General features: G+C 73.5%; 15 protein-coding genes and 1 riboswitch. Of the genes, 8 read left to right on the forward strand and 7 right to left on the reverse strand.

Annotated elements, in window-relative coordinates; translation table 11 throughout:
* Positions 1–119 precede the first annotated feature (119 nt).
* On the forward strand, positions 120–353 hold the full coding sequence (locus tag ACIRGB_RS23345) for a bacterioferritin-associated ferredoxin (RefSeq protein ID WP_030869393.1): 234 nt from the start codon (positions 120–122) through the stop codon (positions 351–353).
* A 13-nt stretch (positions 354–366) separates the two neighbouring features.
* Here the strand turns inward: ACIRGB_RS23345 and bfr are convergent, their stop codons facing one another.
* Positions 367–870: a bacterioferritin gene (gene bfr / locus ACIRGB_RS23350; protein WP_007448529.1), complete on the reverse strand. Its 504-nt coding sequence runs from the start codon at positions 868–870 to the stop codon at positions 367–369.
* A gap of 191 nt (positions 871–1,061) precedes the next feature.
* On the opposite strand from bfr, the gene ACIRGB_RS23355 reads away from it, so the two are divergent.
* Positions 1,062–1,709: a sulfite oxidase-like oxidoreductase gene (locus ACIRGB_RS23355; protein WP_403868285.1), complete on the forward strand. Its 648-nt coding sequence runs from the start codon at positions 1,062–1,064 to the stop codon at positions 1,707–1,709.
* Positions 1,710–1,731: 22 nt separating this feature from the next.
* Here ACIRGB_RS23355 and ACIRGB_RS23360 read toward each other — a convergent pair whose 3' ends face one another.
* The 5 genes from ACIRGB_RS23360 to thiO all read right to left on the reverse strand — a co-directional run bounded on the left by ACIRGB_RS23360 (position 1,732) and on the right by thiO (position 7,055).
* Positions 1,732–2,619, reverse strand: coding sequence for a deoxyribonuclease IV (locus tag ACIRGB_RS23360; protein WP_403868288.1), 888 nt, complete (start codon positions 2,617–2,619; stop codon positions 1,732–1,734).
* 100 nt (positions 2,620–2,719) lie between these two features.
* Positions 2,720–4,675, reverse strand: coding sequence for a Stk1 family PASTA domain-containing Ser/Thr kinase (gene pknB, locus ACIRGB_RS23365; RefSeq protein ID WP_403868291.1), 1,956 nt, complete (start codon positions 4,673–4,675; stop codon positions 2,720–2,722).
* A gap of 183 nt (positions 4,676–4,858) precedes the next feature.
* Positions 4,859–5,653 carry a thiazole synthase gene (locus tag ACIRGB_RS23370; protein WP_403868294.1) on the reverse strand — a complete coding sequence of 265 codons (795 nt, stop codon included), beginning with the start codon at positions 5,651–5,653 and terminating at the stop codon, positions 4,859–4,861.
* Positions 5,654–5,655: 2 nt separating this feature from the next.
* Positions 5,656–5,856, reverse strand: a complete 201-nt coding sequence (gene thiS, locus ACIRGB_RS23375) for a sulfur carrier protein ThiS (RefSeq protein ID WP_403868297.1) — start codon at positions 5,854–5,856, stop codon at positions 5,656–5,658.
* Positions 5,853–7,055 (reverse strand): glycine oxidase ThiO, encoded by a 1,203-nt coding sequence (gene thiO / locus ACIRGB_RS23380; RefSeq protein ID WP_403868300.1) that lies wholly within the window; start codon positions 7,053–7,055, stop codon positions 5,853–5,855. Before thiO ends, thiS begins: the two co-directional genes overlap by 4 nt.
* Positions 7,053–7,164: riboswitch (TPP riboswitch) on the reverse strand. It overlaps the preceding gene by 3 nt.
* Before the next feature lie 52 nt (positions 7,165–7,216).
* On the opposite strand from thiO, the gene ACIRGB_RS23385 reads away from it, so the two are divergent.
* From ACIRGB_RS23385 to ACIRGB_RS23410, 6 genes are all read left to right on the forward strand, one after another.
* Positions 7,217–7,567, forward strand: a complete 351-nt coding sequence (locus ACIRGB_RS23385) for a hypothetical protein (RefSeq protein ID WP_403868303.1) — start codon at positions 7,217–7,219, stop codon at positions 7,565–7,567.
* A gap of 32 nt (positions 7,568–7,599) precedes the next feature.
* The gene (locus tag ACIRGB_RS23390; RefSeq protein WP_403868306.1) at positions 7,600–8,877 is read left to right on the forward strand and encodes an NAD(P)/FAD-dependent oxidoreductase; all 1,278 of its coding nucleotides are present in this window, start codon (positions 7,600–7,602) and stop codon (positions 8,875–8,877) included.
* 41 nt (positions 8,878–8,918) lie between these two features.
* On the forward strand, positions 8,919–9,284 hold the full coding sequence (locus ACIRGB_RS23395; RefSeq protein WP_398912779.1) for an Rv2175c family DNA-binding protein: 366 nt from the start codon (positions 8,919–8,921) through the stop codon (positions 9,282–9,284).
* A 126-nt stretch (positions 9,285–9,410) separates the two neighbouring features.
* The gene (gene thiE / locus ACIRGB_RS23400) at positions 9,411–10,079 is read left to right on the forward strand and encodes a thiamine phosphate synthase (RefSeq protein ID WP_403868310.1); all 669 of its coding nucleotides are present in this window, start codon (positions 9,411–9,413) and stop codon (positions 10,077–10,079) included.
* 173 nt (positions 10,080–10,252) lie between these two features.
* Positions 10,253–11,176 (forward strand): methylenetetrahydrofolate reductase [NAD(P)H], encoded by a 924-nt coding sequence (metF, locus tag ACIRGB_RS23405; RefSeq protein WP_403868313.1) that lies wholly within the window; start codon positions 10,253–10,255, stop codon positions 11,174–11,176.
* A gap of 56 nt (positions 11,177–11,232) precedes the next feature.
* Positions 11,233–12,234, forward strand: coding sequence for a hypothetical protein (locus tag ACIRGB_RS23410; protein ID WP_403868316.1), 1,002 nt, complete (start codon positions 11,233–11,235; stop codon positions 12,232–12,234).
* Between the two features lie 27 nt (positions 12,235–12,261).
* On the opposite strand, the gene ACIRGB_RS23415 is transcribed toward ACIRGB_RS23410, so the two are convergent.
* Entirely contained in the window at positions 12,262–13,782 is a 1,521-nt protein-coding gene (locus ACIRGB_RS23415) for a phytoene desaturase family protein (protein WP_403868319.1), read from the reverse strand.
* Between the last annotated feature and the right edge of the window lie 328 nt (positions 13,783–14,110).

Consider the following 14,110-nt stretch of genomic DNA (forward strand, 5'->3'; position numbering starts at 1 on the left):
GGATCCGCGCCCCTCCCACTTTTGCCGGCCTTGCGCGATGGGTAAGGTTAGGTTTGCCTCACCGATCAGTCGGGCCCCCCGGTCGTCGGTACGGCACGACCTTGTACCCCGTCCGGGAGGTGAACCGCGTGTTCGTCTGCAGCTGCTTCGGTGTCACCGAGGAACAGGTGAAGAGCCACGCGGAGGCCGGCGCGTGCACGCCCCGGCAGATCGCCTCCGCCTGCAAGGCGGGCACCGACTGCGGCGGCTGCGTACGGCGCATCCAGGCCCTGCTCGGGCGCGGCGCCTGCCCCCGTCGGCAGCTGGCCGACCAGGGCGCCCCGGTCCTCGCGGAGCTTCCCGAGGCGGCCTGAGGGCCGTATCCGGTCAGAGCGATCCCGGTCCGGACGGGTCCGGCTGGGTCTGCTCGATCACCGTCGACAGGTAGAGCGACTCGCCCAGCTTCTCGATCAGGTCGAGCTGGGTCTCCAGGTAGTCGATGTGGTGCTCCTCGTCGGCGAGGATCGCCTCGAAGACGTTGGCCGACGTGATGTCGTGCTTGGCCCGCATCACCTCGATGCCCCGGCGCAGCCGGTCGATCGCCTCCAGCTCGATCTCCCGGTCGGCCTGGAACATCTCGGTCACGCTCTGGCCGACGCGCACGTGGAAGAGCCGCTGGTAGTTCGGCAGGCCGTCCAGGAGCAGGATGCGGTCGGTGAGCACCTCGGCGTGGCGCATCTCGTCGAAGGACTCCGCGCGCGTGTACTTCGCGAGCTTGGTCCAGCCCTTGTGGTCCTGCAGCTTCGCGTGCAGGAAGTACTGGTTGATCGCCGTCAGCTCGGCGGTCAGCTGCTCATTGAGGAACTCGATGACTTCCGGGTCGCCCTGCATCGCTTGAGGCTCCTTCGAACGGGAACAGGCGTGTTGCGCGGCATGATTGCACCGGCGTCGAAGATCGTCCAGTAAGTGTTGACTTAGTAAGTAAGTACAGGCTTAGTCGGATTGGTCGTTCTTGTTGCCGTTTGCCCGAATGTAAGTGAGGTGGGTCAGGGGCATCGGTCCGGGTCTGTCAGGATGGAGGCATGGGTCAGCCGGTGGAAGACGGATCGGGAGAAGACGGTTCGCAAGGAGCCTCGCGGTTCGAGCTCCCCCCCGGGCAGCGACTGCAACGAGGCTGGCCCGTCACGCACTACGGACCGGTCCCCAAGTTCCGCCCCGAGCGCTGGGAGTTCCGCGTCTTCGGCGCCACCACCGACGACGAGAAGCACGGCTGGACCCACGACGAGTTCACCGCCCTGCCCTACACCACGGTCGTCGCCGACCTGCACTGCGTCACGAAGTTCAGCATGCTCGGCGCCGAGTGGGGCGGCGTCCCGGCCGCCACCATCCTGGAGCTTGCCCCGCCCGCGCCCGACGTCACCCATGTGATGGTGTGGGCCGAGTACGGATTCAGCTCCAACCTCCGGCTGTCCGACTTCGCCGCCGAGCGCACCCTCTTCGCCACCCACAAGGACGGCGAGCTGCTCACCGCCGAGCACGGCTTCCCGCTGCGCCTGGTCGTCCCGCACCTGTACGCCTGGAAGGGCCCGAAGTGGGTGCGCGGCATCGAGTACATGACCGCCGACCGGCGCGGCTTCTGGGAGGAGCGCGGCTACCACAACATCGGCGACCCCTGGCGGGAGCAGCGCTACTCCTACCAGGAAGAGCCCGGGGACGGCCCCGAGCTGTGACCCCCCGGGGACCGCTCGGGGGTCAGCCGTCGCGCAGCCTCTTCAGCCGCGCCACGTCCGCCGCGTGCCCCTCCTTGCCGCCCGGCGTCTCGATGACCAGCGGCACGCCCTCGGTCGCCGGGTGGGTCATCAGCGCGCGGAACGGGTCCTCGCCGATGTGACCGGCGCCGATGTTCTCGTGCCGGTCCTTGTGGGCGCCGGCCACGTCCTTGGAGTCGTTGGCGTGGATCAGCTTCAGCCGGCCCGCGCCGACGGTGTCCACCAGCAGGTCGAGGGTCTGGTGCATGCCGGACGGGCCGGTCAGGTCGTGGCCCGCCGCGAAGATGTGGCAGGTGTCCAGGCACACGCCCAGCTTCGGGTGGGCGTCCAGCGCCTCGAAGTACGGCCCGAAGTCCCAGGTCCGCGAGCACAGGGAGGCGCCCTGGCCCGCCGTCGACTCCAGCAGCAGGTACGGGTCGTCGTCGTGGGTCAGCTCGTCGAGCAGCGGCAGCAGGTGCTCGCGCACCTGCTTCAGCGCCACCGACCTGTCCCGTCCGCCGGTCGCGCTGCCGGTGTGCACGACCACGCCGAGCGCCCCGATGGCCCGCCCGCGCCGCAGCGAGTGCCGCAGCGACTGAACCGACCGCTCCACCGTCGCCTCGGTGTGCGAGCCGAAGTTGATCAGGTACGGGGCGTGCACGTACGCCGGGACCGAGCCGGCTGCGCAGGCCTCCCGGAAGGCCTCGTCCTGCTTCGGGTTGCCGGCCGGGGTGGCCCAGCCGCGCGGATTGGCGACGAAGACCTGCACGGTCTCGGCCTTCAGCTCACGGGCGTAGGACAGGCCGACGGAGTGCAGTCCGCCGGCCACGGGGACGTGGCCGCCGACGGGGTTGCGCGGCACGGGGGAGGGGGATGCGGATGCGGTGCTCATGTCCGCACCAAGGATGCCAGGACGTGGGGACGGACCCCGGATCAGGGTACGGCCGCACCGGCGCCGCCCGTCACAGCGCCGGTCCGGCCCGGCCGCCGGGTCAGCGGATCGTGAGGGTGATGGTCGAGCCCTCGGGGGCCGTGTCCCCGCCGTCCACGGACTGCTTCTTGACGGTGTCGCCGAACAGTCCGAGCAGACCGCGGTCCTCGTCCACCTCGAAGCCTGCGTCCTGGAGCGTCCGCTTGGCGTCGTCCACGCTGTCGCCGACCACGTCCGGCACCTCGATCATCCGGGGGCCCTTGGACACCGTGAGCGTCACCGTGTCCCCCTCGGCGGCCCGGCCGCCCGGCTCCGGCGTCTGGCGGGCGACCTGGCCGCTGTCGTACTCCGAGTTCACCCGCGCGTCGGCGACCTTCACCTGGAGACCGGCCCGGGTCAGCTCGTCCCGCGCGTCGGCCAGGTCGTCGCCGGTGACGTCCGGGACGTCGATCGGGCTGCCCTTGCTGACGACCAGGGCGACCGCGGAGCCCGCGCGCACCGTGGTGCCCGAGCCTGGCTCGGTGGAGATCACGAAGCCCTTGGCCGCCTCGTCGCTGAACGCCCGGGTCACCATGCCCGGCTCCAGTCCCTCGTCCTCCAGCAGCGTGCGGGCCTTGTCCAGCTTGTAGCCCGCCACGTCCGGCAGCTTCACGGTGTCGGGGCCGTCGGAGACGGTGAGCGCCACGGAGTCGTTCTTCCGGATGCGGTCGCCCACCCCCGGGTCGGTGCTGATGACCTTGCCGCGCTCCACGGTGTCGCTGTAGGCGTGCCGCACCGTGCCGACGTCGAGACCGGCGTCGTCCAGCCGGTCCCGGGCCTGCGACTCGGTCTTGGACAGCAACGGCGGCACCTTGGTGAACTGGCCGGAGTTGATGTACCAGACGCCGGTGCCGAGCCCGAGCACCAGCAGCACGGCCACGACGATCGTCAGCGGCCCGCGGCGCAGCCGGAGCCGCCGGGGCGGGGCGGCGGGCGGCGGGGGAGCCGTGAGCCGGCTGGTGCGGTCGATCCCGTCCGAAGCGAAGCGACCGACCGTGCCGTCGGCCTCGTCGTCCTCGTTGACGGGCAGCGGCCGGGGCATCGTGAGCGCGCGCGGGATCACGCTCGTGCGGTCCTCGGCGTTGTCGTGCTCCGCGGCGAGCGCCTGCGGCGGCACGACGTCCAGCTGTGCCGCGCTCAGCGCCTCCCGCGCCTCGCGGGCCCGCGCGAGCAGCGCCACGGCGTCGTGCGGCCGGATCTCCGCGTTGCGCGCGGTGGCCGCGGCGACCAGCTCGTCCAGCTCGTACGCCAGCTCCGGCACGGCCGCCGACGGCGGCGGCACGTCCTCGTGGAGGTGCTTGTACAGGACGGCCGCGGGGGAGTCCCCGTCGTGCGGCTTGGCGCCGGTCAGCATCTCGTACAGCAGGACACCGCACGCGTAGACGTCGACCCGGGGGTCGGCGGTGCCCTGCTCGATCTGCTCGGGCGCCAGATAGGAGACGGTGCCGAGGACGGAGCCGGTGGTGCTGGTGACGGTGTCCACGGCGCGGACCAGGCCGAAGTCGGCGACCTTGACCCGGCCGTCGTCGCCGATCAGCACGTTCTCCGGCTTCATGTCCCGGTGCACGAACCCCGCCCGGTGCGCGGCACCGAGCGCGGCGAGGACCGGCTCCAGGATGTCCAGCGCGGCCCGCGGCCTGAGCGCCCCGCGCTCGCGCAGCACGTCCCGCAGGGTGCAGCCCGCGATGTACTCCATCGCCAGGTAGACGTACGCCCCCTCGGCACCCTGGTCGAAGACCTGGACGACGTTGGGGTGGTCGAGCCGGGCCACCGACTTGGCCTCGCGGATGAACCGCTCGACGAAGGCGGCGTCGGTCGCGAGCGTCGGGTGCATCACCTTCAGCGCGAGCACGCGGTCCAGGCGGGTGTCCACGGCCCGGTAGACCGTGGCCATCCCGCCGACCGCGATCCGCGCCTCGACGCGGTACCGGCCGTCGAGCACCTGCCCGACGAGAGGGTCCTGAAGGGTCGTGTCCACGCAGGTGAGTCTACGAGCCACCACGGACACCCCGCGTCGCCGACCGAAATCGGGGCGGGACTGTGACGCACGTAGCTGCGGGCAGTCGTGCCGCTGGGGCGGCACGGGTGGGCGATGGGGGTACCTCCCAGGCCGTTCAGGCACTGGGGGAGGCATCCCCGCAACGCCGGGCTGCGCAGCCACCTAAAAGGCCGGCCGCTCCGGGTCCAGCACCGCCAAGCCCTCCGCAGGAGACGACGCCTCGGCGAAGTGCCGCCGCGGAATCCGCCCGGCCCGCCGGGCCAACCGCCCCGCCTCCACCGCGGAGCGCATCGCCGCGGCCATCAGCACCGGCTCCTGCGCCCGCGTCACCGCCGAGGCGAGCATCACACCCGCACACCCCAGCTCCATCGCCAGGGCCACGTCCGAGGCCGTACCGGCCCCCGCGTCCAGGATCACCGGCACGCGCGCGTGCTCCACGATCAGCTGGAAGTTGTGCGGGTTGCGGATTCCGAGCCCGGACCCGATCGGCGAGCCCAGCGGCATGATCGCCGCGCACCCGACATCCTCCAGCTTCCGCGCGAGCACCGGGTCGTCGTTGGTGTACGGCAGGACGGTGAACCCGTCGTCGACCAGCGTCTCCGCCGCGTCCAGCAGCTCGACCGGGTCCGGCAGCAGCGTGCGCTCGTCGGCGATGACCTCCAGCTTGACCAGGTCCGTGCCGAGCGCCTCGCGCGCGAGGCGGGCGGTGAGCACCGCCTCCCCGGCGGTGAAGCAGCCGGCCGTGTTCGGCAGCACCCGGATGCCGAGCCGCTCCAGCACGGACAGCACCGACCCGTGCACCGAGGCGTTCACCCGCCGCATCGCGACGGTCGTCAGCTCCGTGCCGGAGGCCACCAGCGCGCGCTCCAGCACGTCCAGGCTGGGCGCTCCGCCCGTACCCATGATCAGGCGGGACGCGTACGTCGTGCCGCCGAGGACGAAGGGATCGTCGGCCATGGTCAGCCTCCTTGGACGGCGGTGAGGACCTCGACGCGGTCGCCCTCGGACAGCGCGGTGGCGGACCACCGCGCGCGCGGGACGACGGTCTCGTTCAGGGCGGCGGCCACTCCGGACGGCGCCAGGGTGAGCGTGCCCACCAGCGTGTCCAGGGCGGTGCCCGGAGCCACCTCGCGCGGCTCGCCGTTGACGGAGATGTTCATGCGGGCTGCTCCGAGAGGGCGGGGGCGGCGCTGAAGCGCCGGGGGCTGAAGGGACGGGCCTCCTCCGGCAGTTCCCCGCCGGTCAGGGCGTCCGCCATGACGTCGCCGGTGACGGGGGTGAGCAGGACGCCGTTGCGGTAGTGACCGGTGGCCAGCAGCAGGCCGTCCAGCGCGGTCGGGCCGAGCAGCGGGGCGTTGTCCGGGGAGCCGGGGCGCAGACCCGCGCGGGTCTCCGTCAGGGGCAGCTCCGTGATGCCGGGGACCAGCTCGTGGGCGTCGCGCAGCAGCTCGTAGACGCCGCCCGCGGTGACCCTCGTGTCCCAGCCCAGCTCCTCGCTGGTGGCGCCGACGACCAGCTCACCGCTCTCCCGGGGCACCAGGTAGACGTGGTTGCCGCGCACCACGGCACGCACGGTGCGGTTCAGCAGCGGCCCCGGCGTCCCCGGCATGGTCAGCCGCAGAACCTGCCCCTTCACGGGCCGCACCGGCGGCAGTACGGCCTCCGGCACACCCGGGAGCCGCCCGCTCAGGCTGCCCCCGGCCAGCACCACCCGCCCGGCCTCCAGCGCGGTGCCGTCGGTGGTGACGACGCCGGTGGCACGGTCCCCGGGGCCGACGGTGAGCCGCTCGGCCCACGCCCGGTGGAAGACCACGCCCGCGTGTGCGCAGGCGGCCACCAGCGCGCGGGCGAGTCGGCGGGGGTCGATCTGGTGGTCGCCGTCCACCCGCAGGCCCCCGCGCACGCCCGGCGCGAGCATCGGCTCCAGGCGTCGGCACTCGCGCCCCGACAGCCACTCGGACTCCAGTCCGGAGCGCTGCTGGAGCGCGTGCAGTTCGCGCAGGTGGGCGCGGTCGTCGGCGTCCAGCGCGACGGCGAGCGTGCCGCAGCGGCGGTAACCGAGGTCGTGGCCGGTCAGCTCGGTCAGCTCGGCCGCGAACTCGGGGTAACGGCGGGCCGAGGCGAGGTTCAGCGCGAGCAGCGTCTCCTCGCCGTAGTGCAGCTCCGTGACGGCGGCCAGCATCCCGGCCGCCACCTGGGCCGCCCCGCCGCCCGGCTCGGGGTCCACGAGGGCCGTGACCAGCCCGCGCTGCGCGGCCCGCCAGGCGGTGACGAGCCCGATGATCCCGCCTCCGACGACGAGGACGTCGGGGGTACGTGACGTACAAGGCATACGAGACGTGTGCGGTGGAGACGACATGGGCGTCCAGCCCCTCCCTTCGCCGGCATGACCCGGATCAGGTTCGTACGGTCGGAGGCCGCCAGCCTCCCTCTCAGCCCGGTGCGTCCGGGCTCCCGCGAGTGCCTTACGTTGGCCACCCTAGCCCGCAGCCCAACGCACGTGTAAGGGAGCCTCCATCCGTGGCGCGTTCACTCGACGGTCTCGTCCTCGCCCCCGTCGCCGACCAGGCGCCCGGCCAGGTGGGCACCCGGACCCGGTTCACCTACCACGAGCGGGACGGCGCCGTGTGGGCCGAGTACGCGGGCGGTGACGTCGTCCGCGGGCACCTGGTGGGCACCAGGGAGGGCGACCGCCTGGACTTCCGGTACGTGCAGCTCAAGACCGACGGCAGCACGTCGTCGGGGCACTGCGTGTCCACCGTCGTCGAACTGCCGGACGGGCGCGTGCGGCTGGACGAGAGCTGGGAGTGGGAGTCGCAGCCGGGCAGCGGAACCAGCGTGGTGGAGCAGCTCACCGCGCACGGGCACTGACCGGCGAATCGCGGGGTGTCTATGGTGATCAGGTGAGCGAGCAGACGCGGGAGCGGGGACAGGGACCGGCGGCGGACGGGGAGCGGCGCGCGGTCGTCGTGGGCGCCGGGATGGCGGGCGTGCAGACCGCGGTCGCCCTGCGCGAACAGGGCTTCACCGGACCGGTGACCCTGATCGGCGCGGAGCCGCACCAGCCGTACGACCGCCCCCCGCTGTCCAAGGCCGTCCTGCTCGGCACCGCGGAGGGCTCCGCCTTCGACGTCGACTTCGAGGCGCTCGGCATCACCCTGCGGCTGGGCTGCGAGGCCCTGGGCGTCCGCCCCGGCGAGCACCTCCTGGACACCTCCGAGGGGCCCGTGCCGTACGACGCCCTCGTCCTGGCGACCGGCGCCGAACCGGTCCGCCTCCCGGGCGCCGAGGGGGTGCCCGGCGTGCACCTGCTGCGCACCCTGGACGACGCCGCACGGCTGCGGCCGGTGCTCGCCCGGCAGCACGCCATCGTGGTGGTCGGCGCGGGCTGGATCGGCGCCGAGTTCGCCACCGCCGCGCGCGAGGCGGGCTGCGCGGTGACCGTGGTGGAGGCCGCCGACCGGCCGCTGGCCGACGCGCTGCCCGCCGAGGTCGCCGCGCCGATGACCGCCTGGTACGCCGACGCGGGCGCGGAACTGCGCACCCGCGCGCGCGTGGAGCGCGTCGAGCCCGGCGGCCCCGGTGAGTCCGGGCGGGTCGTCCTCGACGACGGCACCCGGCTGGCCGCCGACGCCGTCGTCGTCGGCATCGGCGCCCGCCCCGCCACCGGCTGGCTGGCCGGTTCCGGCATCGCCCTCGGCGCGCACGGCGAGGTCCTGGCCGACGACCGCCTGCGCACCTCCGCGCCGGACGTCCACGCGGTCGGCGACTGCGCCTCCTTCCCGTCCGCCCGCTACGGCGAGCGGCTCCTGGTGCACCACTGGGACAACGCCCTCCAGGGCCCGCGCACGGTCGCCGCCGACATCGTCGGCGCCCCGGTCGGCGAGGCCCCGGCGCCCTACGACCCGGTGCCGTACTTCTGGTCCGAGCAGTTCGGCCGCTTCGTCCAGTACGCCGGTCACCACACGGCCGCCGACACCACCGTGTGGCGCGGCGACCCGGCGAGTGAGGCGTGGACGGTCTGCTGGTTGCGCGAGGGCCGCCTGGTCGCCCTGCTTGCTGTGGGCCGCCCCCGCGACCTGGCGCAGGGCAAGCGCCTGATCCAGGCGGGTACGCCGATGGACCCGGACCTGCTGGCCGACCCGGCGAAGCCGCTGAAGGCGGCGACGGCCACGGCGTAGCCGGGTTTCCCACTGTCAGTGCCAGGTGGCAGGCTGGAGGCGTGACCGAGATTGACGCAAAGATTGATGCTCTCGTGCCCGCCTGGCTCACCGTTCCCGACATCGCCGAGATGCTCGGTGTCGAGGTGACCCGGGTGCGCCAGCTGATCAGGGAAGGCCAGCTCATCGCCGTCCGCCGCGGTGAGAACCGCGCACTGCACATCCCCGCGGCCTTCATCGACGAGGACAAGGTCGTCAAGGGCCTGGTCGGGACCCTGACGCTGCTGCGGGACGACGGCTTCACGGCCGAGGAGATGCTGGAGTGGCTCTTCACGCCCGACCCGAGCCTGCCCGGCACCCCCGCCCAGGCCCTGAGTGAGAATCGCGGTACGGAGGTGAAGCGCCGCGCCCAGGCGCTCGCCGTCTGACCGGCCGCCTCGCCGCTCCGCCACCCCGCTCGGCGTGCGGGCCACGCACGCCGGGCTTCCGTGCCCGTACGCCACCCTCGCGCGGCCCGTCACGGGCCCGCGCCACCCGACCCGGGGGACACCCGCATGCCCGCCACCACCACCGCCCGCGCCCGGCTCGCCGACGCCCGGCTCTACCTGTGCACGGACGCCCGCCGGAGCCAGGGCGACCTGCCCGAGTTCCTGGAGGCCGTGCTCGCCGGCGGCGTCGACATCGTGCAGTTGCGGGACAAGGGAATGGAGGCGGCCGAGGAGCTGGAGCACCTGGAGGTCTTCGCCGACGCCTGCGCCCGCCACGGCAAGCTCCTCGCCGTCAACGACCGCGCGGACGTCGCCCACGCCGCCCGCGCCGACGTGCTGCACCTCGGCCAGGGCGACCTGCCGGTGCCCGCCGCCCGGGCGATCCTGGGCGACGACGTCCTCGTCGGCCGCTCCACGCACGCCGAGTCCGAGGCCGCCGCTGCCGCCGCCCAGGAGGGCGTGGACTACTTCTGCACCGGTCCCTGCTGGCCGACCCCGACCAAGCCCGGCCGCCACGCACCCGGCCTCGACCTGGTCCGCCGCACGGCGGCGCTGGGCACCGACCGCCCCTGGTTCGCGATCGGCGGCATCGACCTGGGCAACCTCGACGAGGTGCTGGACGCGGGCGCCCGGCGCGTGGTCGTCGTCCGCGCCATCACCGCCGCCGACGACCCGGGCGCGGCGGCGGCCGAGTTCGCGAAGCGGCTGCGGCAGGCGGCCCCGGCACCGGCGTAGCCGCCCGTCGTCGCGGCGCGTCGGCTGCGGCGGGCTCTGACCGGCTCCGACGGGCAGTCCAAACGGGAGGTGTCCAAAGGGGAGGTGTCCAAAGGGTGGACAACAACTCGACAATGTGGACAAATATCCCGCATCCGGTTGGGTGACCGCCGCCCCCTGGCTAACCTGCCCGTATGGCCCTCGGAACCGCAAGCACGAGGACTGATCGCGCCCGCACGGTGCGTGACATCCTCGCCACCGGCAAGACGACGTACTCGTTCGAGTTCTCGGCGCCGAAGACGCCCAAGGGCGAGAAGAACCTGTGGAGCGCGCTGAGGCGGGTCGAGGCCGTGGCCCCGGACTTCGTCTCCGTGACCTACGGGGCCGGCGGCTCCACGCGCGCGGGCACGGTCCGCGAGACCCAGCAGATCGTCGCCGACACCACGCTGACCCCGGTGGCCCACCTCACCGCCGTCGACCACTCCGTCGCCGAGCTGCGCAACATCATCGGCCAGTACGCCGACGCCGGGATCCGCAACATGCTGGCCGTGCGCGGCGACCCGCCCGGCGACCCGGGCGCCGACTGGATCGCGCACCCCGAGGGCCTGACGTACGCCGCCGAACTGGTCAGGCTCATCAAGGAGTCGGGCGACTTCTGCGTCGGCGTCGCGGCCTTCCCCGAGATGCACCCGCGCTCCGCCGACTGGGACGCGGACGTGGCGCACTTCGTCGACAAGTGCCGGGCCGGCGCCGACTACGCCATCACCCAGATGTTCTTCCAGCCCGAGTCCTACCTCCGGCTGCGCGACCGGGTCGCCGCGGCCGGCTGCGCGACCCCGGTCATCCCCGAGGTCATGCCGGTGACCAGTGTGAAGATGCTGGAGAGGTTGCCGAAGCTCAGCAACGCCTCGTTCCCGCCGGAGCTGAAAGAGCGGATCCTCGCGGCCAAGGACGATCCGGCGGCGGTACGCTCGATCGGCATCGAGTTCGCCACGGAGTTCTGCGCGCGGCTGCTGGCCGAAGGTGTGCCCGGACTGCACTTCATCACGCTCAACAACTCCACGGCGACCCTGGAAATCTACGAGAACCTGGGCCTGCACCACCCACCGCGGGCCTAGACCGGCCGCACGTATTTGCGACACACTGCGTAACGGCCACTGGGAGAGGGGCGTACATGGGCTGGACGGTCCTCTACATCGCGTTCGGCGTCGTCGCGCTGTGGCTGCTGGGCGAGGTGCTGCTGCAATACAAGGCGCGCCTGCGCTGGCGGCTGCTCGCCTTCGGCGGCTTCGTCGGCGTCGTCGCCGGCGTGCTGATGTCGAACGTGTTCGTCATCGGTCTCGGCGCCGCCGCCTTCGCGGTCGGCCAGACCTACGTCACGCTGTCGTTCCGCCGCGGCTTCGAGGCCGGCTGGGCGGTCAACGCCCCGGCGAGCCTCGTCGGCAAACGCGGACGTCCCGAACGGGCCCGCCGGGAACCGGCGTCGGAGGTCTCCGGGCCCGGGCGCGCCGAGAGCGAGCGGGACCACCAGGATGGCTACGACGACCGCGCCCAGGCGCACGCCCCGGGGCAGGACGTCCCGCCCTACGGGCACGACGACTACGACCGCGACGACGTCTTCACCCCGGCCCGGCCCACCACCGCCCCCTCGGCCGCGGAGACCACCGCCGTCTACGAACCGCAGCCCATGCCGGACGACACCGCTTCGTACGGCGTGTACACGGACGCCGGTTACGGCACCGGCCAGCAGCAGGCGGCCACCGCGCCGGGCGCCGACCAGTCCTACGCCTACGACTACTCCGGCTACGGCCAGCAGCAGGACTACGGCTACGACAACGGCGGCCAGCAGCAGTACGCCGCCTACTCCGACCCGTACATCGGCACCCCCACCTACGACGGCGGGCCGTACGACACCGGCGGCTACGACACGACGGGTGCGCAGCCCTACGGCCAGCAGGGCTACGGGCAGGACCAGTACGCCACCGGCGAGTCCGGCGGCTACGGCGGCGAGACCCCGGCCGGCGGAGTGTGGGTGCCGCAGCAGCGCAGCACCGACGACCCCTACGGCGGCGAACTCCCGCCCGAGCAGCCGCCGTACCCCTACCAGGGCGACGGCCGGCCGCAGGGGCAGGGACAGGGGCAGAGCCAGGACTACGACGAGCAGTACCGCTACTGAGGAATCCTCCCCGAGGTTCCCGCCCGCTCACTGGGAGCCGCGGAACTCCGGCCCCTCCACCACGAGTCCGGCCACCAGCGCGCCCGACATCCCCGCGTGCGGCAGACCGCCGCCGGGGTGCGACCAGCCGCCGACGGTGAACAGGCCCACCGTGCGCGTGCCGTTCGCCGGGTGCAGCAGCCGTCCGTCGGCGCCCGCCAGCGCCGGCGCCGGAATCGCGCCGTCCGCCACACCGGTGTCCGCCGCGACCTCGGCCGGGGTGCGCACCTCATGCCACAGGAGGCGGGCGCGCAGGTCCGGTACCGCCCGCGCCGCGACGTCGATCAACTGCTCGGCCCAGCGGGCGAACACCTCGGTCGTGGCCCGGCCGGACGCGCCGTCCAGGGCGGGTACCGTCGCGGTGAGGGTCACCGCCTCGTGGTCCGCGTCCGGGACCAGCGCCGGGTCCTCGGGCCGCAGGACGGTGACGGTCGGCCGCGCGGCCATCCCGGGAGCGGCGCCGAACAGGCGGTCCAACTCGGCCGCACGGTCCGCCGCGTGCACCACCGTGCGGTGCGCCGTGCCCTCGGGCCGGCCGCCCCGCAGGGCCAGCAGCACCGTCAGCCGGCTCGGCCCGCCGCGCCGGGCCGGCACCTCGTCCGCGCCGCGCACCGGCGCTTGACCGCACAGGCGGTCCAGTACCTCGGGCGCCACGCCGGAGACCACGAACTCGGCCTCCGCCAGGGCCCCTTCGGCCAGCTCCACGCCCGCCACCCGGCCGTCCTTCTCGACGATCCCGGTGACCTCCGCCTCGAAGCGGAACTCGACCCGGCGGGCCAGACACCGCTCGTACACCGCCCGCGCCAGCTCCCGCAGACCGCCGCCGCGCACGTACCAGACGCCGAACGCGTACTCCATGTACGGCAGGACCGCGGTGTTGGCCGGGGCGGTGCGGGGGTCCAGGCCGTGGGCGAGCGCGTGGCTCTCCAGCAGGGCGGCGAGCCGGGCGTCGCGCAGCTCCCAGGCGCCGACCTCGGCGAGCGTGCCCGCCCGGCGGGTGCGCAGCAGCCGCTTGTGCGGGACCGCCGGATAGGGCTCGCGCTCGGCCAGCACCCGCCAGTTCGGCCACAGCGGCTCCTCCAGCAGGGGGCGGCGCGTGCGGTCCCAGGTCTCCCTGGCCCGCACCAGGAAGTCGCCCCAGCGCTGCCCGGCGCCCGCACCGAGCGCCGCGTCCAGGGCGGCGACGACACCCGCGCGCGAGGCGTTCGCCAGCGCGACCTCCGTGCCGTCGGCGAACACGTGCCGGGACGACGGGTCGACCTGGACCAACTCGACGCACGACTCCAGCGGCTCCTTGCCGGTCTTCACGAACAGATCGCGCCAGACCGCGGGCAGCGGGAGCAGACCGGGGCCGGTGTCGAAGGAGAACCCGTCCCGCTCGAACCGGCCCAGGGCTCCGCCGTACGTCCGCGTCCGCTCGTAGACCACCACCCGGTGGCCCGCGACGGCCAGCCGGGCGGCCGCCGCCATGGCGCCCATCCCGGCGCCGATCACCGCAATCCGTGCCATGCCAGGGACTTTATCCGCCGCTACCGACACCGCCGTGCGAGGGCTGAGTACCGGGACGGGCGTTCAGATGACCGGTCGGCGGCGCCGCGCCGTGGGGCGGGGTGCCCAGGGCTGAGTAGCTGTACCTAGTACGGCAGATGAGTACGCGCGCGGATGGGCTCCGACCTGCGGGAACGAGAGAGTGGAGACACGGAGAGGGGCACGGCTCCGGTACCGGCGGCACGGGGCGCCGGAACAGAGTTGGGCCCGCGATCCGCTCCTTCCGCCGACCGTGGTCGGCGGGAGCGAGACACGGGGGAGCCCGGAGGGACGACCGGCGACGGGAGTT

This window comes from Streptomyces sp. NPDC102490 (genome assembly GCF_044765285.1).
In the GTDB taxonomy this organism is placed as follows: domain Bacteria; phylum Actinomycetota; class Actinomycetes; order Streptomycetales; family Streptomycetaceae; genus Streptomyces.

Coding starts and splice junctions, on each gene's coding strand:
- bfr (WP_007448529.1), bottom strand. CDS start 870: ATGCAGGGCGACCCGGAAGTCATCGAGTTCCTCAATGAGCAGCTGACC.
- ACIRGB_RS23355 (WP_403868285.1), top strand. CDS start 1,062: ATGGGTCAGCCGGTGGAAGACGGATCGGGAGAAGACGGTTCGCAAGGA.
- ACIRGB_RS23360 (WP_403868288.1), bottom strand. CDS start 2,619: ATGAGCACCGCATCCGCATCCCCCTCCCCCGTGCCGCGCAACCCCGTC.
- ACIRGB_RS23370 (WP_403868294.1), bottom strand. CDS start 5,653: ATGGCCGACGATCCCTTCGTCCTCGGCGGCACGACGTACGCGTCCCGC.
- thiS (WP_403868297.1), bottom strand. CDS start 5,856: ATGAACATCTCCGTCAACGGCGAGCCGCGCGAGGTGGCTCCGGGCACC.
- thiO (WP_403868300.1), bottom strand. CDS start 7,055: ATGTCGTCTCCACCGCACACGTCTCGTATGCCTTGTACGTCACGTACC.
- thiE (WP_403868310.1), top strand. CDS start 9,411: ATGCCCGCCACCACCACCGCCCGCGCCCGGCTCGCCGACGCCCGGCTC.
- metF (WP_403868313.1), top strand. CDS start 10,253: ATGGCCCTCGGAACCGCAAGCACGAGGACTGATCGCGCCCGCACGGTG.
- ACIRGB_RS23410 (WP_403868316.1), top strand. CDS start 11,233: ATGGGCTGGACGGTCCTCTACATCGCGTTCGGCGTCGTCGCGCTGTGG.
- ACIRGB_RS23415 (WP_403868319.1), bottom strand. CDS start 13,782: ATGGCACGGATTGCGGTGATCGGCGCCGGGATGGGCGCCATGGCGGCG.